This window comes from Carboxydocella sp. ULO1 (genome assembly GCF_002049255.1).
Lineage (GTDB): Bacteria > Bacillota.
This window is the reverse complement of the sequence record NZ_BDLQ01000040.1, coordinates 1-23053: the sequence shown is the minus strand read 5'-3', so window position 1 is coordinate 23053 and position 23053 is coordinate 1. Positions and strand designations below refer to the sequence as shown.

Below are 23053 nucleotides of genomic sequence, written 5' to 3'. Positions count from 1 at the left end.
CAAAAACCTGCAGCTTGCGTTTTTCTCATGCCTGGCTGTCCACCGTTAATGGCACAATCATTGAGCTGATAATTCGTTCTTCTGCTGCCAGAGCCAGCACTTTTAGCACCAATACCGTCAAGTCCGGATACGCTGCAGCATCCAGCGTCCAACTTACCGGACCCGTACCATTCGGGTATCTGATTCCCAGTCGCTGATCATTTACCAGCAGCTCTGCCCGGCTAACCGGCTCACCGAATCGCACCTTGACTTCTTTTTTCCCCCAAATTCTCGTCCCCGGAATGGGACTGAGCCACAGGATCTCCACCCCTTTTTGCACCTTTACCGCCGGACTTATAGCCCGTCTGCCCCCTGGTGTGTAGGCAATAGCTTTAAGAATATGGCTTCCCGCCCTTTTCTCCTTAAGTGATAAGGCAAACCGGTATGGTTGAGTGCCACCAGCTATACTGCCAATAAGTTCTTCGTCCCAAAACATCTCGACCCGTTCTATTCCTTCCTGGTCACTGGCTTGCACAAAAACATCGACAGTATCTCCGCCCAGTACACTGCCAGCTGCCGGGGCATAAATTTGCACTACTGGATTGCGCACCTTAACCTGAACACTGCCTGTTCCAGTCATACCTGTAGCAGTAATACCGATAATTTTCAGGGTATGCACTGATAATCCACTTTGACTGACCTCACCGCTGTCCCAGCTAAATTCCACTTCATTAGCTGTCACTCGGGCCTCTTCCCGCTTAATGCCATCTACATAAAATTCCGCCCCTTCGATCACCGCATTAGGTGAAAACACAGCCCGTACCCGCACCTGATGCCTGGCTACTGTTCCCGCCGGTGGCTCAAGGATAGTTACCGTTGGTACAACCTTTACTATTTGCCTCAGTTCTCCCAGGTTACCCATACCATCAAGCGCATATACCGTTAACTGGTGTTCACCCACAGGCACTTTCCGAGTATCCCAGGCATAACGGTAAGGTGCTGTCGTCCATTTGGCCACTGGTATCTGGTCAATCAACAGCTGTACTTCTTTTATTCTACTGGGATCAAAGGCCAGAATTTCCAGGTTTACTTCACCGCTAACAGGTTCACCAGGCGGCAAGCCCATAAGGTAAAGCTGAGGTGGCGTATTGTCAGGTTGTGTTTGCGGCAAAACTAACCCCCCGGTAGGCAACCCATAACCATACCAGGAGTCCCGTCCTTTCGGCCCCAGATCAATTACTCCTTCCCCCAGCCGCCGCCTGAGCTCTGGGGCTGTTAACTGAGGTAGAGCAGATTTCAGCAGAGCTGCCAGCCCGGTAATATGCGGTGTTGCCATGGAGGTACCGCTCATTGTCCTATATCCTCCCCAGAGATTGGTGCTGAGTATTTCCACCCCGGGGGCAGCCAGTTCTACCTGGGGTCCGGTACTGGAAAAAGCCGCTCGTTGCCATTGTCGGTCAATAGCCGCCACAGCAATCACTTCTGGATATTTAGCCGGGAACAGTACCGTATCCCCGCTCCCCTCTTCATTGCCGGAATTGCCTGCTGCCGCCACCAGCAATATTCCAGCATTAGCCGCCTTTTTCACCGCTGCCCGCAGTAAGGCATTATCCTGATTTCCACCTAAACTCAGGTTAATTATATCAAGCTTGTTTTTTACCGCCCATTCTAGCCCGGCAGCTATATCGCTGTACCAGCCATTACCGGCGCTGTTCAGTGCTTTAATAGCAAACAGCTCAACACCCGGTGCTACGCCCACCACACCCTGATCATTGTCCTGTGCTGCAATTATTCCAGCTACATGGGTACCGTGGCCATTGTCATCCTGAAAGGAATTGCCCACAAAGGTTATTCCACCAGCAACTCGCAGGTCCGGATGATTTAAGTCAATGCCAGTGTCCAGTATACCCACTCGTACCCCTTCTCCACGGATACCGGACTGGGTTACGCCCTTGGACCCTTTGATGACCGACACTCCCCAGGGTACCTGTTGCTCCTGTGTGGTAGCCAACCCGTCCTCAAATATTTCCACTAATCCATCCTCTCCCCGTATGCTGTTAGCTTCTTCAGAACTTAATGCCACCACCAGATACGGTAGGGTCTCATAAGTATGAATTATTTTCCCCGCCAACGAACGATTCAGAAGTTTAGCCTTTTTCCGCCAACCTCTATGCTTCAGCCTGATAATATAGCGCTTAATTTCTTCCATTTTGGTTGCCTCCCAGTTTTTCCTTTACTCCAGTATATTCTGCTGTCGCTAAATTTGTTTTGATAATCAAAAGACCTCCGGCCCGCTATTCCTGCGGACCGGAGGTCCTTTCCCTTTTAACTACATCAACCCGGCTTTCACCAGCAATCGTTGCAACACCAGAGCCGTTTCCGCCCGGCTGGCCTTGTTCCCACCATTAAACCGTCCTTTCTCATCCCCGGCAAACAGCTCCAGTTTCACCGCTGCGGCCACATCCTCCTGCGCCCAGGTGCTGATCTGCTGCCAGTCCTGCAATTTGGCCAGCTCCGCCTTTGTTTCCGGCTTTACCCCGGTACCGGCCAGCTTCATAGCTCTCACCAGGATCACCGCCATCTCCTCCCGGCTTACCGGTTGTAAAGGCCGGAAACGCCCATCTTGATAACCTACCAGCAAACCGGCCGCCGTCGCTTCAGCCACTGCCCTGGCATACCAGGCCTGAGCCGGTACATCAGAAAAAGCTTTAGCCGAACCAGTCTGCTGTTCGGACAAACCCAGGGCCCGCACCAGCATGGCTGCCAGCTCCGACCTGGTCACCTTGCCCGCAGGATTGAACCGTTTCGCATCGATCCCTTTAATGATCATCCTGCCGGCCAGCTGTTCCACCTCTTTCCTGGCCCAGTGCTGGTTCAGATCAGCAAAAGTCCGCCGGGGAGCCGCAACAACTGCATAAGTGCTGTTGCTGCGCCTTTTTATCACTACTGCTACTTTACCGTTCTCTCTGGTCACCAGGGTGGGGACCGGGGCAAAACTGCCATCGGCATTTAATACTACCCCTACCAGATTTTCCTGCCCTGTGCCAGCATAATACAGGGTACGGCTGACATAGCGGTTAAATTGCCTGACTTCCTGCTTTTGCCCGTCATTAATCACTTCTACCTTGAATTCTACCGGTGTAACGGCCAGTTCCAGTCCAGCTGCTGCCATTGCCTGCCGCCACTGCTTCTCTTCCTCAGCCTTGATTTTACTGATGGTCAGTACCAGCCCGCCGTTGGCCTTCTGCCCCTCCAGGGCCTGTAGAGGCAGAGTGTAGCCGGCGCTCTCCGTTTGGATTTCGAGGGTTACTGCTTTTTCCTCCATTATTTTAAATACTGGGGATGGTATGGTTATGCGGTTTTCCGCGGCTGTCCCACTTATAGTAAGATTAACCTCTCCCCGAACAGCAACCTGGCTGAGAGCAGCTGCGGCTCTGGCTTCATCCAGGACTGTCTCCTGCACCTGACGGCCATTCTCCTCCCGGACCTGGCTACTGGCACTGTTCCCCAGGTCAACGGCACTAGCAGGCGCAGGGCTGCTGCTGCCACCGCCTCCGCTGCCTCCTCCGCCTGTTATTTGAGGCTGTTTGTATTCATATTCGGTTTCATAAGGCGCATCATTACCTTCACCGCCCAGCCTGATTTTATACAAACCTTTAACCGGGCGGCTGACCGGTCCCTGAAAACTGAAGGCTCCCCGGGCGCCGGTTAAACCCTGGTCAATATATACCGGTTTCCCTTCCGGGTCAAAAATCAAGAGGGTTACCATTTTTCCAGCCAGGTCGCCAAAATTTCCGGTAATGACAAACCTGCTGTCTGAGTGCCGGAAACTGACGCTAACATTGCTGAATCCCGCTGCTGCCCGGGCCGGGTTAATTCCCGACCCGAACAGCATAAACAACAGGGCTAATATTATTATTGGATATTTTCTCACCGGGCCCCATTCCTTTCCGCTGCAGTGATAAGAAATTCCTTGCTTAATGGCGTCGCTTTAGTTTCAGCCAGATTCATGCCATCCCAGATAAAGACTTTAACTTTGTAGCCATTAACATTACTGGGCAGGTTAAAACCAGCATGCAAATATTCAACGGCTCCGGCTTCAATGAATTTGGAGACATAAACGAAATTCTCCATCTGGTTATGCTGGTTATACAGGGCAACGATGACCATTACTTGCTGCCCTTGTGCCTGACAATTTCTCACTTCCACCTCTGCATCCAGACTTTTCCCGTCTGCCAGGAAATCAGCCCGCTCACCATTATACAGGAATTGGACCTTGATGCTAAAAGGATTTTCTGCCCAGACAAATTTAATAGTATAAACCTTTTCTGTGCCATCTTCCGCCGTTACCGTAATCAGGGCTAGCGAATTGCCGGGCGCTGGTTTCTGGATCTCCACCCTGGCCAGCTCGTCCTGAGCAAAGGCTTCTACCGTGGGCAACTCCGCGCCATAGGGCAACGTCACCGTGTATTCGGTCTTATTCGGCTCGAAATCTGCCAGCGGCTGGCCGTTAATCAAAATCCTGGCCAGATCGGCATTATTACCCGGCAATATGGTAAATTCCCTGTTCTGCGTCAGGGTTTGCGATGGGCTCACTCCCAGATAAAGCTCAGCCCTGTAAGTTTGTCCGGTCTGGAAAACGGGACTGAGCCAGTGGCTGATTTCCCGATAGTGGAGATAATCCTTTTTATGCACCAGCTGCTTGCCCTGTTGATCGTAGATGTTCAGAATGGGCGCAATCAGGAAGTGATTTTTCTTCTGGATTACATTCAATCCGGACTGTTTATGGAAATCCATAAACAGATAGTCGCCTTGCTTATCCTTCACCAGCACCTGGCCCTGGCGGTAAATCTCATAGTAATCAGAGTAAGCCCAGATATTGGTTAAGCGATTACCATGAGAATCAGCAATCTTTACCGTTCCCGTCAGCGTATCTCCGCGGCGGAACTCATCTTTTAGCTCAAACTCCATGTGCATTTCGTCGTCAAATTCGAGCGTGGCTGCACCGTCAACGGTTCTGGCGACATCTTCTCCCAGGACATAGAACCAGTGTTCTTCATTCTCCTGTTTATTGAGCAAGTACTGGAACCGGTATTGGCCGGGAGAAACTTTAAATTGCCGTGCAGCCCCGGGATCAATTAAGTATCCGAATAGGCCGCCTGCCTGATTCAGTACAATCAGGGAATCATCGTCATTTTCCACGCTGATCGTTACAGCATTTGCCAGAGAAAATTCCATCTGGCCCCCTGCATCCGCCGGCACCGTCTGATTCGCAGCAGTCAAATAGGCTAGAGTTTGCTGGTTTTGTTCATCCCAGACATAGAGGGCGAAATCGTAGCTCCCCGGGGTCAGGCGCACACTTTCCTGATCATTGATGTCGGTCAACCAGGTTTCCCACAGTACCTTCCCTCTGGCATCTTTCAACCTGGCAATGGCAGAGGCATAGCCATTAAAGTCCTCTGGCAAATCTGCCCTAAACTGAACCTTTGTAGTCTTAGAAAGATCAACTTTTAGAACATGATCTACGGTTTCTGCTTTCTTGAATTCAAACCAGGCCAATGCCCGTTCTTCTGCTTCGGTATTTTGCACCAGCAGATAATACTGCCGGTCTTCCGCGAGCAATCCGCCGGGGATGGCGACCATGCCGTTTTCATCGCCATAATCAGCATAAATTGGAAAAGAAGATTCCTGGTCAGGTGTTACTTCGAAAATCAGCAGGAACGGATTTCGGGCCGGTGTTTGGCCATCCACATCGGTTACCTGAACGGTGATTTCGCCCAGGGTATCTTTCCCATCTTCATGTGCCACCTGGAACCCAGTTTCAGCCTGCTGATCTTTTACCAAAGGCCCGCCGTTCAGGGTATATATGGCTGTATATTTGCCTTCTGCCAGGTTTTCCGTGGCAATGAAAAAGTTGCTCCAATAGGCTTCGGCTTTGGCATTGACTACTTCATTGCCTTCCTGATCATAAATCTTCATTTCCGGCCAGACGAAGCCGCTTTCTTCTTCCTCCTGCAGACCCTTTGCCGACAGGTTCACAAATTTCGGTTTACCCTTTTCACCTTTCAACAACATTTGTACTGTACCGTCCGGTTCTGTTTCCCCTTTTTCCCGGTAAACTTCCCATAAACGCTGGCCAGCTTGAGTTTGGGTCAACACCTGGCCAACAACTTCCTGCGTCTGCATATAGGGATCAGGTTCAAAAACCTGTAACGTAGTTGACCATTCTCCTCCCAGGTCTATTTCCTGGACTTGGCCGGCCGTAAGTGTGAGTGGTTGCATTAGTGATGTAAAATAAAACCAGTTCATTTTGGTTTCATCCGTAGTTTCATTAAGAAAGGCAGGGAAATAATCGCGGGCTGTTACCAGGGCTTCCACATCCTTGGTCAAAGGCAATCCGATTCCGACTCCGTCCAGAAAAGCCGTTACCTGCAGCTTATCCGGCGTGGTATCGCTCAAACGCACAATCCCGGCTTTTTCCAGATCGAAATTTACAGTTTTTATGTCCTGCATTCCGTTCAGGCTAATATTATCGGTTTGCAACATCATAATCTGATGATCTGAAGGATCGGTTTCCAGAGCCTGGAACCGGTATAACCCTTTATCCACATATGCCATTAATTCGCCATTGGCATCAGTTTTGCCCAGCGGCAAGGAGAAGCCGTAATAGTTAAAATCATTTTCTATCATGTCTATCATGATTTCAGCAGCAGCTACCGGCTGATTCTGGCGATCTTCCAGCTTGACCTTAACCTGCTGTAAGCCTGTACCATAGAAAGTAATTTTCCCGGGTTGGCTCACTGTTTTGCGGTATAAAAAGGGCGTAGAGTCCGGCAGATACGGGTCACTCAAAACATATAAGTCATACTTGTTGCCGTCTACCGCATCTGCTGCCGGTATAGTTAACTGGCCAAAATGGTCGGTAATGCCAAAATAGGCAATGTCTAAAGGCCAGCCATCATGCCATCCCTGTTCGTCCCAGTAGCCTTTGTGCATCAGGATTACCCAGGCCCGATCAGCCGGTTTCCCTTCCGGATCAAAAACCTGAACCTGTATCCCGTTTTGGAGCTCTCGTTTAACCTGAAAAGATAATTCTTCTGTTGCTACTGTTTCCTGGCCCTCAACTAATTCCGCCTTGATCAGATAATCGCCGTCAGGTAAAGGAATGGTCTCACCGGTATTGGTCAGCACTTTATCAATATCCAGCTCGGTCAGATAAACAAATTTGTCTTCCTGTACTTCCTGATCCGGCAGAGAAATTTCCGTGTTATCAGGCCCGATTAAGGTTAATTTCAAAGTCTGCCCGGAGCGTGGCTGGTTCAGTTCTACTTTAACGTCTGTCTTACCCCAGATCAACTGGCCTGGCCGCGGATTGTGGATTTGGACCCTGGTTATTTTATTCTCCAGATTGTTTAATGCTTTCTGGATATCCAGCAGGCCATAACCATATTTATCATCAAAGCCCGGGGCCCCCAGGTCTTCGGCATTGGCCAGGAGAATAGCGGCTATTTCCTGCTGTTTTAAATCTGGTTTAACGGCTTTGAGCAATGCCGCAGCTCCGGCCACATGGGGAGCAGCCATGGAAGTACCGGATGCGTAGAGATAGGATGCGCCCTGGTCTTTGATAAACTTTTCCTGGAAGTACTTATCATCCTTATAATAATCATAGACAAATTCCGGAATAGAGCTGAGAATTTCCACACCAGGCGCTACCAGATCCAATTTGCGCCCCCAGTTAGAAAAGTATGCTTTTTCCTTGTTCTCATCGATTGCGCCTACTGCCAGTACCCCCGGCAAACTGGCCGGAGTAAAGTATTCTACATTATCATCGCTGTTGCCGGCAGCAGCTACAATTAGAGCCCCCTTGTTTTGGGCATATGCTACTGCCTCAGCCAGGGTCCGGCTGTAGACCTTGCCACCCAGGCTCATGTTGATTACCGCTGCTCCCCGGTCAGCGGCATAGCGAATACCTTCGGCAATATCAAATACACTGCCGGAACCCCAGGCGTTCAGCACCTTTACCGGCAAAATGCGGATATTGGCCGGCCCGCTTACCCCGCTAATACCCCGGCCATTAATAGCCGCAGCGATAATCCCGGCCACATGGGTACCGTGGCCTTCGTCATCCATGGCATCATCGTCATTGTTAACTAGATCCCGGTCATACTCGGTGTCCACTCGATCTTTGAGATCAGGGTGAGTATAGTCCACCCCGGTATCCACCACTGCCACCGTTACTTCCGGAGCAGTAGGATAGATAAGGTTCCAGCTTTCCGGAGCCTTGACTGCTGGTAATCCCCACTGTAATTCCTGCAAAGGTTCTGCCGGTTGTACATCTGCCTTCTGAAGAATATAGTTGGGTTCTACATATTCGATGTCGGCTGCTGCCATCATGTCCTGCAGTTTTCTGGTATCCTGTCCCGGCCTGGCCTTGACCAGCAACCGGTCACCCTTTTCCTTCAGGACAGTGATGCTGGCTTTTTGCAGATTAGCCTTGACTTTCTTGCCTGCCTGCTTGTTACGCAGCTTGACGATATACTCGCCTGGGGTAGATTGTATCTGACCCATGTTTTTTCCTGGTACCGTGCCAGCTGCCGCCGGCATGACCTGGCTCAATAACATGATGAAAACTAGCATTAAGCTGAGCAGCCTTTGTTTCATTTACCCCTCACCCTTTCATGATTTTGGTAATACACGTAAATATAGTAACATAAGGTAAGGGGATTTTTTTGTCGAAGTATACTTGAGTTAAGCAAATATTTTTGTCAAATTTTGTCTAAAAAAGACCGCTGGCCCCTTTTTTCTGTGGACCAGCTTCTTTTTAATTTTGAACCTAAAAATAAATTAGCGGACCCTGCTATCTGTTTAGCAAGGTCCGCCTAGCTTTTCAAACTCAAGATATCATATTTATTCTTTCTTCTCCCTTATGGCCTTTGCCAGTTCTATGCATTTCTGAAATATTGCTGTGTTATCTTTAGGATTTTCCAGCCGTTCAATCAATTTTTTCGCAGCTGAACCAGTAAAGACTGGTGCTGGCTTCATGGAAACTGCCATCATCTCCACCTCCACTTCCCCCTCAGTTTCTTTTTGCTTTGGACTATCATCCATAATTATATACCTTCTTTCTTGAAAAGACCCCCGGTCCGCTACTCCTGCGGACCGGAGGTCTTTTTCCGTTTCAGTAACCCATAGGCCAGACTGTCCACTAAAGCCTGCCAGCTGGCTTCGATAATATTTTCCGATACCCCCACTGTATTCCAGCTGTCATGGCCATCGGTGGTTTCAATCAACACCCGTACATTTGCTTCTGTGCCTGCCTTTTCATTCAGAACCCGTACCTTGTAGTCACTCAATTGCATCTCCCGGATGGCGGGGTATACCCCCTCCAGGGCCTTGCGCAGGCAGCGGTCCAGGGCATTCACCGGGCCATTGCCTTCCGCAGCGGTATGAATAATTTCGTCCCCTACTTGCAATTTGATCACTGCCTCCGAGTGGAAGCGCTCCCCTTCCCGCTTCTCATTGATCACCCGAAAGGCCACCAGATTAAAGGGATACTGGTAGTTCTCAAAAGCCCGGCGCAACATCAGTTCCAGAGTGCCCTCCGCTCCTTCAAACTGGAAGCCCTGATGTTCCAGTTCCTTGATCTCCTGCAGGATGGCTCTGGCTTCGGCACTGATGTTGTCCAGGTCCAGCCCCAGTTCCTCTGCTTTATAGACGATATTACTGGCCCCGCTCAGTTCGGAGACCAGGACGCGGCGCTCATTGCCCACCAGTTCCGGGTTCAGGTGTTCATAGGTGCCCGGGTTTTTCAGGATGGCACTGACATGGATACCACCCTTGTGGGCAAAGGCGCTTTTGCCTACAAAGGGCAAATTGTTGGGATGGTGCAGGTTGGCCAGCTCGCTGACATAGCGGGACAGCTCGGTCAGATGGGCCAGCTGCTCCCGGGGAATGGTCTCCGCAGCCATCTTGAAAGTGAGATTGGGCAGGATGGAGCAGAGATTGGCATTGCCGCAGCGCTCCCCGAACCCGTTAATGGTGCCCTGCACCATGGTAGCGCCTCCCTGGACCGCCGCCAGGGAGTTGGCCACCGCCAGTTCGCCATCATTGTGGCAGTGGATGCCCAGGGGCAGGGCAAATTCCTGCCCGATCTGGCGGGTAATTTCCTGCACTTCCCAGGGCAGGGAACCGCCATTGGTATCACAGAGAACCAGCCAGCTGGCTCCGCCGTCCCGGGCTGCTGCCAGCACTGCCCTGGCATAGTCAGGATTGGCCTTGTAACCATCGAAGAAATGCTCGGCATCGAAGATTACCTGCCGGCCCTGCTGCACCAGATAGGCAATGGTTTCCCGGATAATGCGCAGGTTTTCATCCAGGGTGGTATTGAGGGCCTCGGTGACATGCAGGTCCCAGCTCTTGCCGAATACAGTCACCCAGTAAGTGCCGGCCTCCAGCAAGGCCTGAATGATAACATCCGTTTCCGGCCGCTGGCCTACCCGGCAGGTGCTGGAAAAGGCTGTCAGGTGGGAACGGGCCCATTCCTGCTCCCGGGCCCGCTGAAAAAACTCCATGTCCTTGGGGTTGGAACCGGGCCAGCCCCCTTCCACCCAGTGAAAACCCATCTGCACCAGACGCCCGGCGATTTTCAGCTTGTCATCCACAGAAAAGGAGATGCCTTCCCCTTGGGTGCCGTCCCGTAAAGTGGTATCGTAGATTTTTACCGCCAAGGGTGTTCCTCCTTTCCTTAGCCTAAAATAGCGGCTACTTTTTCTGCCACCAGATCCCCCATGGCCCGACAGCCTACCAGTTTGGCTCCCTCCTCCCAGAGGTCAGCCGTCCGGTAGCCTTCAGCCAGCACTTCCGCTACCGCCTGTTCGATGGCCTTTGCTCCCTCTTCGCAATCCAGGGAGAACTTCAACATCAGGGCCACGGAAAGGATGGTAGCCAGGGGGTTGGCCTTGTCCTGACCGGCGATATCGGGAGCTGAGCCGTGGCTGGGCTCATACAGGGCCACTTCGCCCCCCAGGGAAGCGGAAGGCAGCATGCCGATGGAACCAGCCAGAACCGAAGCCTGGTCGGTCAGGATATCCCCGAACATATTCTCGGTGACAATCACATCAAACTGTTTGGGCCAGCGCACCAGTTGCATGGCGCAGTTGTCCACATACATATGCTCCAGGGTGACATCGGGATAATCCTGAGCCACCCGTTCCGCCACCCGCCGCCAGAGGCGGGAGCTTTCCAGCACATTGGCCTTGTCTACAGAGGTGACCTTGCGGCGGCGCTTGCGGGCCAGCTCAAAGGCCAGGCGCACAATCCGCTCGATTTCCCCTTCCGTATAGACCAGAGTATCGATGGCCGTTTCCTGGCCGTCTTCCCGGCGGAAGGTTTTTTTCTCCCCGAAATAGAGGCCGCCGGTCAATTCCCGCACTGCCAGCAGGTCCAACCCCTCAATCAGTTCCGGCTTCAGCGGGGAAGCCTTGGCCAGCGGAGCAAAGAGAAAAGCAGGGCGCAGGTTGGCATACAGTCCCAGCTGCTTGCGCAGGGGCAGCAGTGCCCCTGCTTCCGGACGGAGATGAACCGGCAGGTTATCCCATTTTGGCCCCCCAACTGCCCCCAGCAGGATAGCGGTGCTGCGGCGGCAGAGATCCAGAGTGGCTTCCGGCAGCGGGGTGCCGGTGGCATCAATGGCCGCTCCTCCGATCAAACCTTCCTCAAACTCCAGTTCCAGCCTCAGGCGGCTGGCCACTACCTCCAGCACTTTCCGGCCCTGAGGCACGATTTCCTGGCCGATGCCATCCCCGGGCAAAAGGGCGATCAGTTTTGTCATCACCCTACGCCTCCTTCCCCAGCCGGCGGCGGGTATAGTTGATGAGGCCTCCAGCCAGGATCAGTTCCTGCATGAAAGGCGGATAGGGGGTAGCCTGGTAGGTAGTCCCGGTGGTGAGATTGGTGATCACCCCGGTATTCAAATCCACTTCTACCTCCTGGCCTTCCTCAATGGCCGCAGCCCCTTCCGGGCTTTCCAGTATAGGCAGGCCGATATTGAAAGCATTGCGGTAGAAAATGCGGGCATAGGACTGGGCGATCACACAGCTGACTCCCGCTGCCTTGATGGCAATGGGGGCATGTTCCCGGGAAGAACCGCAGCCGAAGTTTTTCCCGGCCACGATGATATCCCCGGCCTGCACCTTGCCCGGGAAGGTGGGGTCAGCATCCTCCATCACGTGTTTGGCCAGCTCCGCCGGTTCGGAAGTATTGAGATAGCGGGCAGGAATAATGGCATCAGTGTCGATGTCATGACCGAATTTCCAGGTGCGTCCACGCAGTTTCATCCTACAATACCTCCTCAGGTGCCACAATTTGCCCGGCGATGGCGGAAGCGGCAGCCACAGCCGGACTGGCCAGATAGACTTCACTTTCGGGGTGGCCCATACGGCCTACGAAGTTGCGGTTGGTGGTGGCCAGAGCACGTTCCCCTTTGGCCAGAATACCCATATGGCCGCCCAGACAGGGACCACAGGTGGGGGTGCTGACAGCGCATTCCGCTTCAATAAAGGTCTTGATCAGCCCTTCCGCCATAGCCTGCTGGTAAATGGCCTGGGTGCCGGGGATAACGATACAGCGCACCCGGGGATGGACTTTCTTGCCTTCTAAAATGCGGGCGGCAATGCGCAGGTCCTCAATGCGGCCATTGGTACAGGAGCCGATTACCACCTGGTCGATTTCCACCGTGCCCACCTGGCTGATGGGGCGGGTATTTTCCGGCAGGTGGGGGAAGGCAACAGTAGGCTCTATGGCCGCAGCATCGATATCGATTACTTTATAATACCGGGCATCGGAGTCACTCTGGTAGACCTGCCAGGGCCGTTTGGCCCGCCCCTGCACATACTCCAGCGTCTTCTGGTCCGGAGCGATTATGCCGTTTTTGGCCCCGGCTTCAATGGCCATATTGCACATGGTGAAACGGCCATCCATAGAGAGGTTTTCAATTGCCTCACCGGTGAATTCCATGGCCATGTAGCGGGCTCCATCCACCCCGATCAGGCCGATAGTATGCAGAATCAGATCCTTGCCGCTGACCCAGGGCCGCAGTTGACCGTGGTAAACGAACTTGATGGTTTCCGGTACCCGAAACCAGATTTCCCCCAGGGCCATGGCCGCTGCCAGGTCGGTAGAACCGACCCCGGTGGAAAAGGCCCCTAAGGCGCCATAGGTACAGGTATGGGAATCGGCCCCGATCACCACATCTCCGGGACCCACCAGACCCTGTTCCGGCAGTAGACAATGCTCAATCCCCATCCGTCCTACTTCAAAGTAATTGGTCAGGCCCTGCTCCCGGGCGAATTCCCGCACCAGTTTGGCCTGTTCCGCTGACTTGATATCCTTGTTGGGAGTGAAATGGTCGGGTACCAGAGCGATCCGCTCCGGGTCAAAAACCCGTTCCACCCCGATTTTCCTGAATTCCTTGATGGCTACGGGGGCGGTGATATCATTGCCTAATACCAGGTCCACCCTGACATTGATCAATTCCCCGGCCTGTACCTGCTCCCGGCCGGCATGGGCAGCCAGTATTTTCTCGGTAATCGTCATTGCCATGTCTTAAACACTCTCCCTTACCTGTTCTCCATTGACCAGTCCCAGGGCCCGCTCATATTCCAGTTTGTTGAGAGCATCCACATAAGCCCGGGCCGATGCCTCCAGCACGTCGGTGGACAGGCCACGGCCGACGAAGATTTTGCCCTTGTCATCCTTGAGGCGGACAGTTACTTCCCCCAGGGCATCCTTGCCGCCGGTAACAGCATTGAGGGCATAGTGGACCAGACAGCCGGTATTGCCGGTCAGTTTATCAATGGCCTTGTAGATGGCATCTACCGGCCCATCGCCACAGGCCGCTTCTTCCAGCCGTTCTCCGGCCCGCGTCAAGACAACTGTTGCAGTAGGTACCACTGCACTGCCGCTGGAAATATGGAAGTATTCCAGAGTATAGGTTTCCGGTACCCGCAATATTTCCCCTTCGACTATGACCAGCAGGTCTTCGTCCGAGATTTCCCCCTTGCGGTCAGCTAGCTCCTTAAAGCGCTGGAAGGCCTGTTCCAGCTGTTCTCCTTCCAGCTGGTAGCCCAGTTGTTGCAAACGATCCCGGAAAGCATGGCGTCCGGAATGTTTGCCCAGGACGATGGTGTTTTTATGCAGCCCGATCAGCTCCGGGTTCATGATCTCATAAGTGGCCCGGTTTTTCAGCACCCCATCCTGGTGAATCCCCGACTCATGGGCAAATGCGTTTTTGCCCACCACCGCCTTGTTGGGCTGGACTTTCATTCCGGTGAGAGCGGAAACCAGGCGGCTGGTACGATAGATCTCCTCGGTGACAATCCGGAACTCCTTCTGGAAAATGGAGCGCCGGGTGTAGAGGGCCATGACGATCTCTTCCAGAGCGGCATTGCCCGCCCGTTCCCCGATACCATTGATGGTGCATTCCACCTGCTGGGCCCCGGCCAGAATGGCAGCCAGGGAGTTGGCTACCGCCAGGCCCAGGTCATTGTGACAGTGGACGGAGAAAATAGCCTGGTCCCGGTTGGGAACCTTTTCCCGCAGTTCCCGGATAAAGGCCCCGAATTCTTCCGGGGTGGCGTAGCCCACCGTATCGGGGATATTGACCACCTTCGCCCCGGCATCTATTACAGCTGTTACCACCTGGGCCAGGTAGTCGATGTCACTGCGGAAGGCATCTTCTGCCGAAAACTCCACGTTGGGGGTATAACGGCAGGCATATTTGACCGCCTCCACCGCCTGGGCCAGCACTTCCTCCCGGCTTTTCTGCAATTTGTACTGGAGATGAATATCCGAGGTGGCGATAAAGGTGTGGATGCGCGGCTCTTCCGCCTCCCTGATGGCTTCCCAGGCCCGGTCGATATCCAGCTGGTTGGCCCGGGCCAGGGCAGCGATAGTCGCTCCCCTGATTTCCCGGGCGATGGCCTGGACAGCAGCGAAATCGCCAGGGGAAGCGATGGGAAAGCCTGCTTCAATCACATCCACCCCCAGCCGGGTCAGCTGGCGGGCGATCTCCAGTTTTTCCTTTATATTCAAACTGACACCCGGGGATTGTTCCCCGTCGCGCAAGGTAGTATCAAAAAAATAGATGCGATTACTGCTCACCCGTTCCATTCCTCCTTACTGGTTATGGCTTCTTCCAGACCACAGCCGCCCAGCACCATGGGGTAGACATTTTCCCGGCCGCAGACGGATATATCAACAATTACCGGCCCTTTTTCCGTCAATGCTTCTTTAAGTATCGCTTCCAGTTCTTCCCTGCGGTTGATGCTGTACCCCCGGGCGCCATAACAGCGGGCAAACATGGCAAAGTCCGGCTGGCCAGTATAATCCACGCCCAGATAGCGGCCGCCACAGTAAAATTCCTGCAGCTGCCGTACCATGGCCAGCTGCCGGTTATTGAGCACAATCACCTTTACCGGCAGGCCCTGTTCCACCGCTGTCCCGAATTCATTCATGGACATCTGGAAACTGCCATCCCCGGTGATGAGAATCACCTTTTCCCCCGGCCGCCCCATTTGTGCTCCCACCGCTGCCGGCATGCCATAGCCCATGGTGCCCAGGCCACCGGAGGAGAGGAAGGAGCGGGGCCGGTTGACGGGGAAATGCTGGGCCGCCCACATCTGGTGCTGGCCCACATCGGTGACGATAATAGCTTCTCCTCCCGTCAGGCGATAGAGGGCCTGGATTACTTCCCAGCCCTGGATCTGGGCCTGAGGACAGCCTTTTTCCCGGGGGGTAGGCAGGGGATACTGCCGCTGCCACTGGCGGATTTGCGCCAGCCACTCCTCCCGGGACGCCACCGGCTCCAGACGGGGAAGCAGATCCTGCAGGACCAGGCGCACATCGCCGACGATGGGTACATCCACCCGTACATTCTTGCCGATTTCCGCCGGGTCGATATCGATATGGATAATCCGGGCCTGAGGAGCGAATTTCTCCACCGCTCCGGTCACCCGGTCGTCGAAACGGGCGCCCAGGGAAACCAGGACATCACAATTTTGCACCGCCAGGTTAGCGCTTTTCCAGCCATGCAGGCCCAGCATGCCCAGAGCCAGGGGATGCCCGCCGGGAAAGGCCCCTAACCCCATCAGGGTGGTGGTCACCGGTGCCTGCAGCTTTTCCGCCAGGGCTACCAGTTCCGGCTGGGCGCCGGCATGGATGGCCCCTCCTCCCACATAGAGCACCGGCCGCTGGGCCTGGTTTAAGAGTTCAGCGGCCAGCTTGACCTGGCGGGCATTCCCCCGGTAGGTGGGTTTATAGCCCTGGGGGCGAAAATCTTCAGGAATAGCGAACTCTATTTCCTGTTCCTGCACATCCCGGGGAATGTCGATCAGCACCGGGCCCGGCCGGCCGCTGCGGGCCAGGTAAAAGGCCTGCTTGACAATGCGGGGCAGGTCCTGGGCGTTTTTGACCAGGTAATTGTGTTTGGTAATGGGAATGGTTATTCCCGTAATATCCACTTCCTGAAAAGCATCAGTACCTACCATGCCGGTAGATACCTGCCCGGTGATCAGCACCACCGGGATGGAATCCATATAGGCATTGGCTATACCTGTCACCAGGTTGGTGGCTCCGGGACCGGAAGTGGCCAGTACCACTCCCGTTTTTCCGGTGACCCGGGCATAACCATTAGCGGCATGGACCGCCCCCTGCTCCTGACGCACCAGTACGTGTTTGATCCCCTTCCCGTACAGGGCGTCATAGATGGGCAGCACAGCCCCGCCGGGATAGCCGAAGATGATTTCTACCTCTTCCAACTCCAGGCATTTAATCAGGGCCTGAGCTGCCTTCATTTTCATCAAAACCCCTCCTGTATCTGCGAAAACCCCTCTTACTGCTTACTTTTTCAACCAGGGCATCATGGCCCGCAATTCCCGGCCGACCTGTTCGATCAGATGGTTTTGTTCCTTGTTCTTGATGGCATTGTAGACAGGGCGGTTGGCCTGGTTTTCCAGAATCCACTTTTTGGCGAATTCGCCATTCTGGATTTCGGCCAGTACCCGCTTCATTTCCTGCCGGGTTTCTTCGGTAATAATGCGCTTGCCGGTCATGTAGTCACCGAATTCAGCCGTATCACTGATGGAATAGCGCATCCAGCTCAGGCCGCCTTCATAGATCAGGTCCACAATCAGTTTCAGTTCATGCAGGCACTCAAAATAGGCCATTTCCGGAGCATAACCCGCTTCCACCAGAGTATCGAAACCGGCCTTGATCAGCTCGGAAACCCCGCCGCAAAGGACCGCCTGTTCCCCGAAGAGGTCGGTTTCCGTTTCTTCCTTGAAGGTGGTTTCAAACACCCCGGCCCGGGTGCAGCCAATCCCTTTAGCATAAGCCAGAGCCAGGTCTTTGGCCTGTCCGGTAGCATCCTGATGGATGGCGATCAGGCCCGGTACCCCTCGGCCTTCCTGGTACATGCGGCGCACCATGTGGCCAGGGCTCTTGGGCGCTACCAGGAAGACATCCACATCAGCAGGAGGCACAATCTGACCATAGTGGATGTTGAACCCATGGGAGAACATCAAGGCCTTGCCGGCGGTCAGATGGGGGGCGATTTCCTCCCGGTACAGTTTGGCCTGGGTTTCATCGGGAGTGAGAATCTGAATGATATCCGCCTGAGCGGCAGCTTCTGCCGGAGTAGCGACTGCAAGACCGGCGGCTTCCGCTTCTGCCCAGCGGGCACTGCCCGGCCGCAGGCCCACTACTACCCGTACCCCTGATTCATGCAGGTTTAAAGCCTGGGCATGACCCTGGCTGCCATAGCCGATCACAGCCACGGTCTTGTTTTTCAATAACTCCAGATTGGCATCCTGATCATAATAGCACTTTACCATTCTCAATCTTCCTCCTTTATGTCTGCTGTTGTAGTTTTCTGGCCCCGCAGCATGGCGATTTTGCCGGTACGCACCAGTTCCCTGATCCCAAAAGGCCGCAGGGCGTTTTCCAGAGCATTGATTTTGCCCTCATCCCCGGTAGCTTCGATGGTCAGGGTCTTGCGCCCGATATCCACAATGCGGGCCCGAAAGATATCGACGATTTGCATGATTTCTCCCCGCACCTGCTGGTCGGCGGCATTGACCTTGATCAGCATCAGCTCCCGGTCCACATAATCCTCGGAAGAAATATCCTTGATCTTCAGCACATCCACCAGCTTGTGCAATTGCTTGGTCACCTGTTCTAAAACCAGGTCATCTCCCTCCACCACAATGGTCATGCGGGAAATGCGGGGGTTTTCCGTTCTGCCCACGGTGAGGGAGTCAATATTGTAGCCCCGGCGGCTGAACAGGCCCGCTACCCGGGTCAGCACCCCGGGATTGTTTTCCACCAGCACCGCTAAGATATGGCGCATATCCCTCACCCTCCAATCATTTTGTGCAGTGCCCCGCCCGGCGGTACCATGGGCAGGACATTTTCTTCCCGGTCAACAACGATATCCACCACTACCGGACCCGGAGTCGCCAGGGCGGTAGCCAGTACCTCCGGCACTTCTTCCGGCCGGGTGGCCCGCAGGCCTTTGGCTCCATAGGCTTCGGCCAGTTTGATAAAATCCGGGGCCCAGCTCATATCCACCTGAGAATAACGCCGGTTGTAGAAGAGTTCCTGCCACTGCCGTACCATACCCAGATAGCCGTTATTGAGGATAACCACCTTGACCGGCAGGTTGTACTGGACAGCGGTGGCCAGCTCCTGGCTGTTCATCTGGATTGAGCCATCACCAGCAATATCGATGACCACATGGTCGGGGCAGGCCACCGCCGCTCCAATGGCAGCGGGCAAACCAAAGCCCATGGTGCCCAGCCCACCGGAGGTAATCAGGCTGCGGGGCTCGGTAAAGGTGAAATACTGGGCGGCCCACATCTGATTCTGTCCCACCTCAGTAGTGATTTTCACCTTCATGCCCCTGGTCTGGCGCCGCAGCTCCTCTACCACATACTGGGGCTTGATCCCTTCTCCTTCTTTGCTGTAGCGCAAAGGATGGTTTTCCTTCCAGGCTTCCACGGTGGCCAGCCAATCCCCGGGAGCCCGGGCTACCAGTTTGCTGTTCAGTTCAGACAAAACCCGGCCGACATCACCAACAATGGGCACATCCACCCGCACATTTTTGCCGATTTCCGCCGGGTCGATATCGATATGGATGATCCTGGCCCCGGGGGCGAATTCCTCGATTTTGCCGGTCACCCGGTCATCAAAGCGGCAACCGATGGCAATCAGCAGGTCACAATGGCTGACGGCAAAATTGGCTGCCACGGTACCATGCATGCCCAGCATCCCCAGGAAGAGAGGATGGTCTCCGGGAAAAGCCCCCAGCCCCATCAGGGTGGTAGTCACCGGCGCCTGAATCAATTCCGCCAGTTCCAGCAGATGTCTGGCAGCTCCGGAAGCGATCACCCCACCCCCGGCATAGATCACCGGCTTGCTGCTTTCCTGGATCAGCCGTACAGCCTGGGCAATCTGTTCCGGATGCCCATCATAAACTGGTTTGAAGCCCGGCAGGCAGATTTTTTCCGGATAGCGGAAATGGCCTTTAGCTGCCATAATATCCCGGGGCAAGTCGATCAGCACCGGGCCCGGCCGCCCTTCCCGGGCGATTTTGAAGGCTGCCTTGATGGTAAAGGGCAGATCCTCCAGGTTTTTAACCAGAAAGGAGTGCTTGGTTATGGGCAAGGTGATGCCGAAAATGTCTGCTTCCTGAAAGGAATCCTTACCGATTAGCCCCGTGGCTACCTGGCCGGTGAAAGCCACAATCGGTATGGAATCCATATAGGCGGTAGCCAGACCGGTAACCAGGTTGGTCGCTCCCGGCCCGGAAGTGGCCAGACAGACCCCCACTTTGCCGGTGGCCCGGGCGTATCCGTCAGCAGCATGGGCTGCCCCCTGCTCATGGCGAACCAGGATATGGCAAATATTAGAATCAAAAAGGGCATCATAGATATTCAGCACTGCCCCGCCGGGATAACCGAAAATATGCTCTACACCCTCGGCCTCAAGACATTTGACCAGCATCTGGGCTCCTGTCATTTCCATTCGCTTTTCACCCCTTCACAACCGCCCCGCCCGCCGCTGAGCCTACCAGTCTGGCATAGCGGGCCAGGTAGCCGGTTTTGACCTTCGGCTCCGGTGGCTGCCATTTTGCCCGGCGCCGGGCCAGTTCTGTTTCATCTACCAGTAAATCCAACCGGCCTGCTTCTATATCAATGGCAATTAAGTCCCCTTCCTGGACCAGGGCAATGGGTCCCCCTTCCGCTCCTTCCGGACTAACGTGACCGATAGAAGCCCCCCGGGTGGCTCCGGAAAAACGACCATCGGTAATCAGGGCTACTACTTTATCCAGTCCAGCACCAGCTACGGCAGCGGTAGGAGTCAGCATTTCCCGCATACCGGGTCCGCCTTTCGGCCCTTCATAGCGGATCACCACCACATCGCCAGGCCGGATTTGTCCGCCGAGGATGGCCTTAACCGCCGCTTCCTCTCCGTCAAACACCCGGGCCGGACCGGTATGTTTCAGCATCTCCGGAGCCACGGCCCCTTTCTTGACCACTGCCCCCTGGGGAGCCAGACTGCCTTTCAGCACCGCCAGTCCCCCGGTGGCCTGGTAAGGACGATCCCAGGGCCGGATGACTTCTTCATCCAGCACCCTGACCCCCTCCAGGTTGGCCGCCATGGTCCTGCCTGTTACCGTCAATACCTCTGTTTCCAGCTTGCCCTGGGCAGCCAGCCGGCTCATCACCGCCGGGATACCGCCAGCCCGGTGCAGGTCCTCCATATGGTAAGGGCCAGCAGGGCTCAGCTTGCAAAGCTGGGGAATCTCTTCATTAAAACGATTGACATCATCCAGCTCAAAGGGCACTCCCGCCTCGTGGGCAATAGCCGGCAAATGCAAAAGGGTATTGGTGGAACAACCCAGGGCCATATCCACTTTCAGGCCATTGCGGAAAGCCGCCGCAGTCATAATATCCCGCGGCCTGAGATTCCGCCGCACCAGTTCCATGATCTGCTTTCCTGTTGCCTTGGCCAGCCGCAAACGGGCTGCCATCACCGCCGGGATGGTGCCATTGCCCGGCAGGGCCATCCCCAGCACTTCCGTCATGCAATTCATGGAATTGGCAGTAAACATGCCGGCACAGGAACCACAACCCGGACAGGCTCCTTCTTCCAGTTCCTCTAGTTCGGCTTCGGTCATGCGACCATTCGCCACTGCCCCTACGCCCTCGAACACCGTGGAGAGGGAAACGGCCTGACCTTGCCAGCGTCCAGCCAGCATCGGCCCCCCGCTGATAAAAATGGCGGGAATATTGAGGCGAGCCGCCGCCATCAGCATTCCTGGCACTACCTTATCACAGGAGGGAATCAGCACCAGTCCGTCCAGGGCATGAGCTTCTGCCATGATTTCCACCGAATCGGCGATCAGCTCCCGGCTGGCCAGGCTGTAGTGCATGCCCTTATGGCCCATGGCCAGCCCGTCACAGACGGCAATGGCCGGAAATTCCACCGGCAGTCCCCCGGCCATCCTGATCCCGGCCTTGACCGCCTCGGCAATGGTATTGAGATGCATGTGTCCGGGTACAATTTCATTGTGGGAGTTCACTACCCCGATAATGGGACGCTGCAATTCTTCCCCGGTATAGCCCATCGCCTTCCAGAGCGAACGATGGGGCGCCCTTTCCAATCCCGATTTGACCGCAGAACTGCGCAGTTGCACCCTGTTTCCTCCTCACTTAACCGACTTTTTCCGTAGCAGGTACGAAGATTTCCGGTCCATCCACTTCTGTCAGGGCCCGGAAGTCCTGCAGCAGCTGCTGGAACATGGGCCCGGGCTTGCCATCGCCGATTACCCGGCCATCCACTTTGATAACCGGAATCAACTCAGCAGCGGTACCGGTAAGGAATACCTCATCGGCATTGAAAACATCATGCCGGGTAAAAACTTCTTCCTTGACGGTAATACCCCGCTGGCGGGCCAGCTGCATAACGACATCCCGGGTTATCCCCTTCAGAATCCCCAGATAAATGGGAGGAGTAATCAGTTCCCCATCCTTGACAATGAACACATTATCCCCGGTGGCCTCACAGACATAACCCTGGGCATTGAGCATCAGGGCTTCCAGCACCCCGGCCAGGTTAGCCTCGATTTTGGCATAGATATTGTTCAGGTAGTTGAGGGACTTCACCCGCGGATTACAGGCTTCAGACAGATTGCGGGGAGTGGGAACGGTTTTAACCTCCAGCCCCTTTTCATAAAATTCCTGGGGATAAAGAGTAATAGTAGCAGCAATACACATCACTGTCGGCCGCGGGCACTTGCGCGGATCCAGACCCAGGTCCCCCTTGCCCCGGGAAACCACCAGGCGGATATAGCCATCGCGGATATTGTTGCGGCGGCAGGTTTCCACCACCACTTCCGTCATTTCCTCTTTGCTGAGCGGAATGTCCAGCATGATGGTTTTGGCCGATTCATAGAGCCGGTCGATGTGCTCCTTCAACTTGAATACCCGGCCGTGATAGGCGCGAATGCCTTCAAAAACCCCGTCTCCATAGAGATAACCATGGTCGAAAACGGAAACTTTAGCTTCTTCCTCCGGTACGAACTTGCCATCCAGATAAATGATCAGACCCACAACAAATTCCTCCCCTCAAAAATTCTACAGCTCAAACCTCCTGTCTCCCCACCGCTCCCATCACCCCCATGTCTATCCAGGGGAGACAAATTTTGAATTTGTGTATAAATAAAACCCAAGCGGACAGACCCCACCAGTTCAATCTTGATCCAAGATCGAGTGGAACCTATCCGCTTGGGTCTTTTATCCCCACGGTGTAACGGCCAAAGCCGCCTGTACCGCTTGGTCACAGTCCCGCAAAGAACTTGCGGCGGAACCCTAGGTACACTTCCCTCGGTAATGCCTATTTACTTGGAACAAATTCGCCCTTCGGGCGACTTAAACGAGTAAGCCGCAATGCCTACTCTTTTTCTCCTTTATAAACCATGCCTCCAGGACAATAAGGACATTCCAAAATTGGCATT

At 54.5% G+C, this 23053-nt stretch carries 15 protein-coding genes; all 15 read right to left on the bottom strand.

Annotated elements, in window-relative coordinates; translation table 11 throughout:
• Positions 1 to 25: 25 nt before the first annotated feature.
• The 15 genes from ULO1_RS07640 to ilvE all read right to left on the bottom strand — a co-directional run bounded on the left by ULO1_RS07640 (position 26) and on the right by ilvE (position 22649).
• Positions 26 to 2188, bottom strand: coding sequence for a S8 family serine peptidase (locus ULO1_RS07640; RefSeq protein ID WP_079933314.1), 2163 nt, complete (start codon positions 2186 to 2188; stop codon positions 26 to 28).
• Positions 2189 to 2308: 120 nt separating this feature from the next.
• Entirely contained in the window at positions 2309 to 3913 is a 1605-nt protein-coding gene (locus ULO1_RS07635; protein WP_079933313.1) for an S-layer homology domain-containing protein, read from the bottom strand.
• The gene (locus ULO1_RS07630) at positions 3910 to 8640 is read right to left on the bottom strand and encodes a S8 family peptidase (protein ID WP_079933312.1); all 4731 of its coding nucleotides are present in this window, start codon (positions 8638 to 8640) and stop codon (positions 3910 to 3912) included. Before ULO1_RS07630 ends, ULO1_RS07635 begins: the two co-directional genes overlap by 4 nt.
• Before the next feature lie 246 nt (positions 8641 to 8886).
• Complete coding sequence (locus tag ULO1_RS07625) at positions 8887 to 9087, bottom strand: hypothetical protein (protein WP_078664221.1); 201 nt, start codon at positions 9085 to 9087, stop codon at positions 8887 to 8889.
• A gap of 38 nt (positions 9088 to 9125) precedes the next feature.
• Positions 9126 to 10706, bottom strand: a complete 1581-nt coding sequence (gene cimA / locus ULO1_RS07620; protein WP_242946587.1) for a citramalate synthase — start codon at positions 10704 to 10706, stop codon at positions 9126 to 9128.
• Between the two features lie 17 nt (positions 10707 to 10723).
• Positions 10724 to 11809: a 3-isopropylmalate dehydrogenase gene (gene leuB, locus ULO1_RS07615; RefSeq protein ID WP_079933311.1), complete on the bottom strand. Its 1086-nt coding sequence runs from the start codon at positions 11807 to 11809 to the stop codon at positions 10724 to 10726.
• Positions 11810 to 11813: 4 nt separating this feature from the next.
• Positions 11814 to 12314, bottom strand: coding sequence for a 3-isopropylmalate dehydratase small subunit (leuD, locus tag ULO1_RS07610; RefSeq protein WP_079906291.1), 501 nt, complete (start codon positions 12312 to 12314; stop codon positions 11814 to 11816).
• A gap of 1 nt (position 12315) precedes the next feature.
• Positions 12316 to 13578, bottom strand: coding sequence for a 3-isopropylmalate dehydratase large subunit (gene leuC / locus ULO1_RS07605; RefSeq protein ID WP_079933310.1), 1263 nt, complete (start codon positions 13576 to 13578; stop codon positions 12316 to 12318).
• Between the two features lie 3 nt (positions 13579 to 13581).
• Positions 13582 to 15138 (bottom strand): 2-isopropylmalate synthase, encoded by a 1557-nt coding sequence (locus tag ULO1_RS07600; RefSeq protein ID WP_242947914.1) that lies wholly within the window; start codon positions 15136 to 15138, stop codon positions 13582 to 13584.
• Positions 15135 to 16835, bottom strand: a complete 1701-nt coding sequence (ilvB, locus tag ULO1_RS07595; RefSeq protein WP_078664226.1) for a biosynthetic-type acetolactate synthase large subunit — start codon at positions 16833 to 16835, stop codon at positions 15135 to 15137. Before ilvB (ULO1_RS07595) ends, ULO1_RS07600 begins: the two co-directional genes overlap by 4 nt.
• 39 nt (positions 16836 to 16874) lie before the next feature.
• A complete protein-coding gene (ilvC, locus tag ULO1_RS07590) occupies positions 16875 to 17867 on the bottom strand; it encodes a ketol-acid reductoisomerase (RefSeq protein ID WP_079933308.1) in 993 nt (330 codons plus the stop codon).
• Positions 17868 to 17869: 2 nt separating this feature from the next.
• On the bottom strand, positions 17870 to 18382 hold the full coding sequence (gene ilvN / locus ULO1_RS07585; protein ID WP_078664228.1) for an acetolactate synthase small subunit: 513 nt from the start codon (positions 18380 to 18382) through the stop codon (positions 17870 to 17872).
• Between the two features lie 5 nt (positions 18383 to 18387).
• Positions 18388 to 20058 carry a biosynthetic-type acetolactate synthase large subunit gene (ilvB, locus tag ULO1_RS07580; RefSeq protein ID WP_078664229.1) on the bottom strand — a complete coding sequence of 557 codons (1671 nt, stop codon included), beginning with the start codon at positions 20056 to 20058 and terminating at the stop codon, positions 18388 to 18390.
• A gap of 7 nt (positions 20059 to 20065) precedes the next feature.
• Entirely contained in the window at positions 20066 to 21727 is a 1662-nt protein-coding gene (gene ilvD / locus ULO1_RS07575) for a dihydroxy-acid dehydratase (protein ID WP_079933323.1), read from the bottom strand.
• 22 nt (positions 21728 to 21749) lie between these two features.
• Complete coding sequence (gene ilvE, locus ULO1_RS07570) at positions 21750 to 22649, bottom strand: branched-chain-amino-acid transaminase (protein ID WP_078664230.1); 900 nt, start codon at positions 22647 to 22649, stop codon at positions 21750 to 21752.
• Between the last annotated feature and the right edge of the window lie 404 nt (positions 22650 to 23053).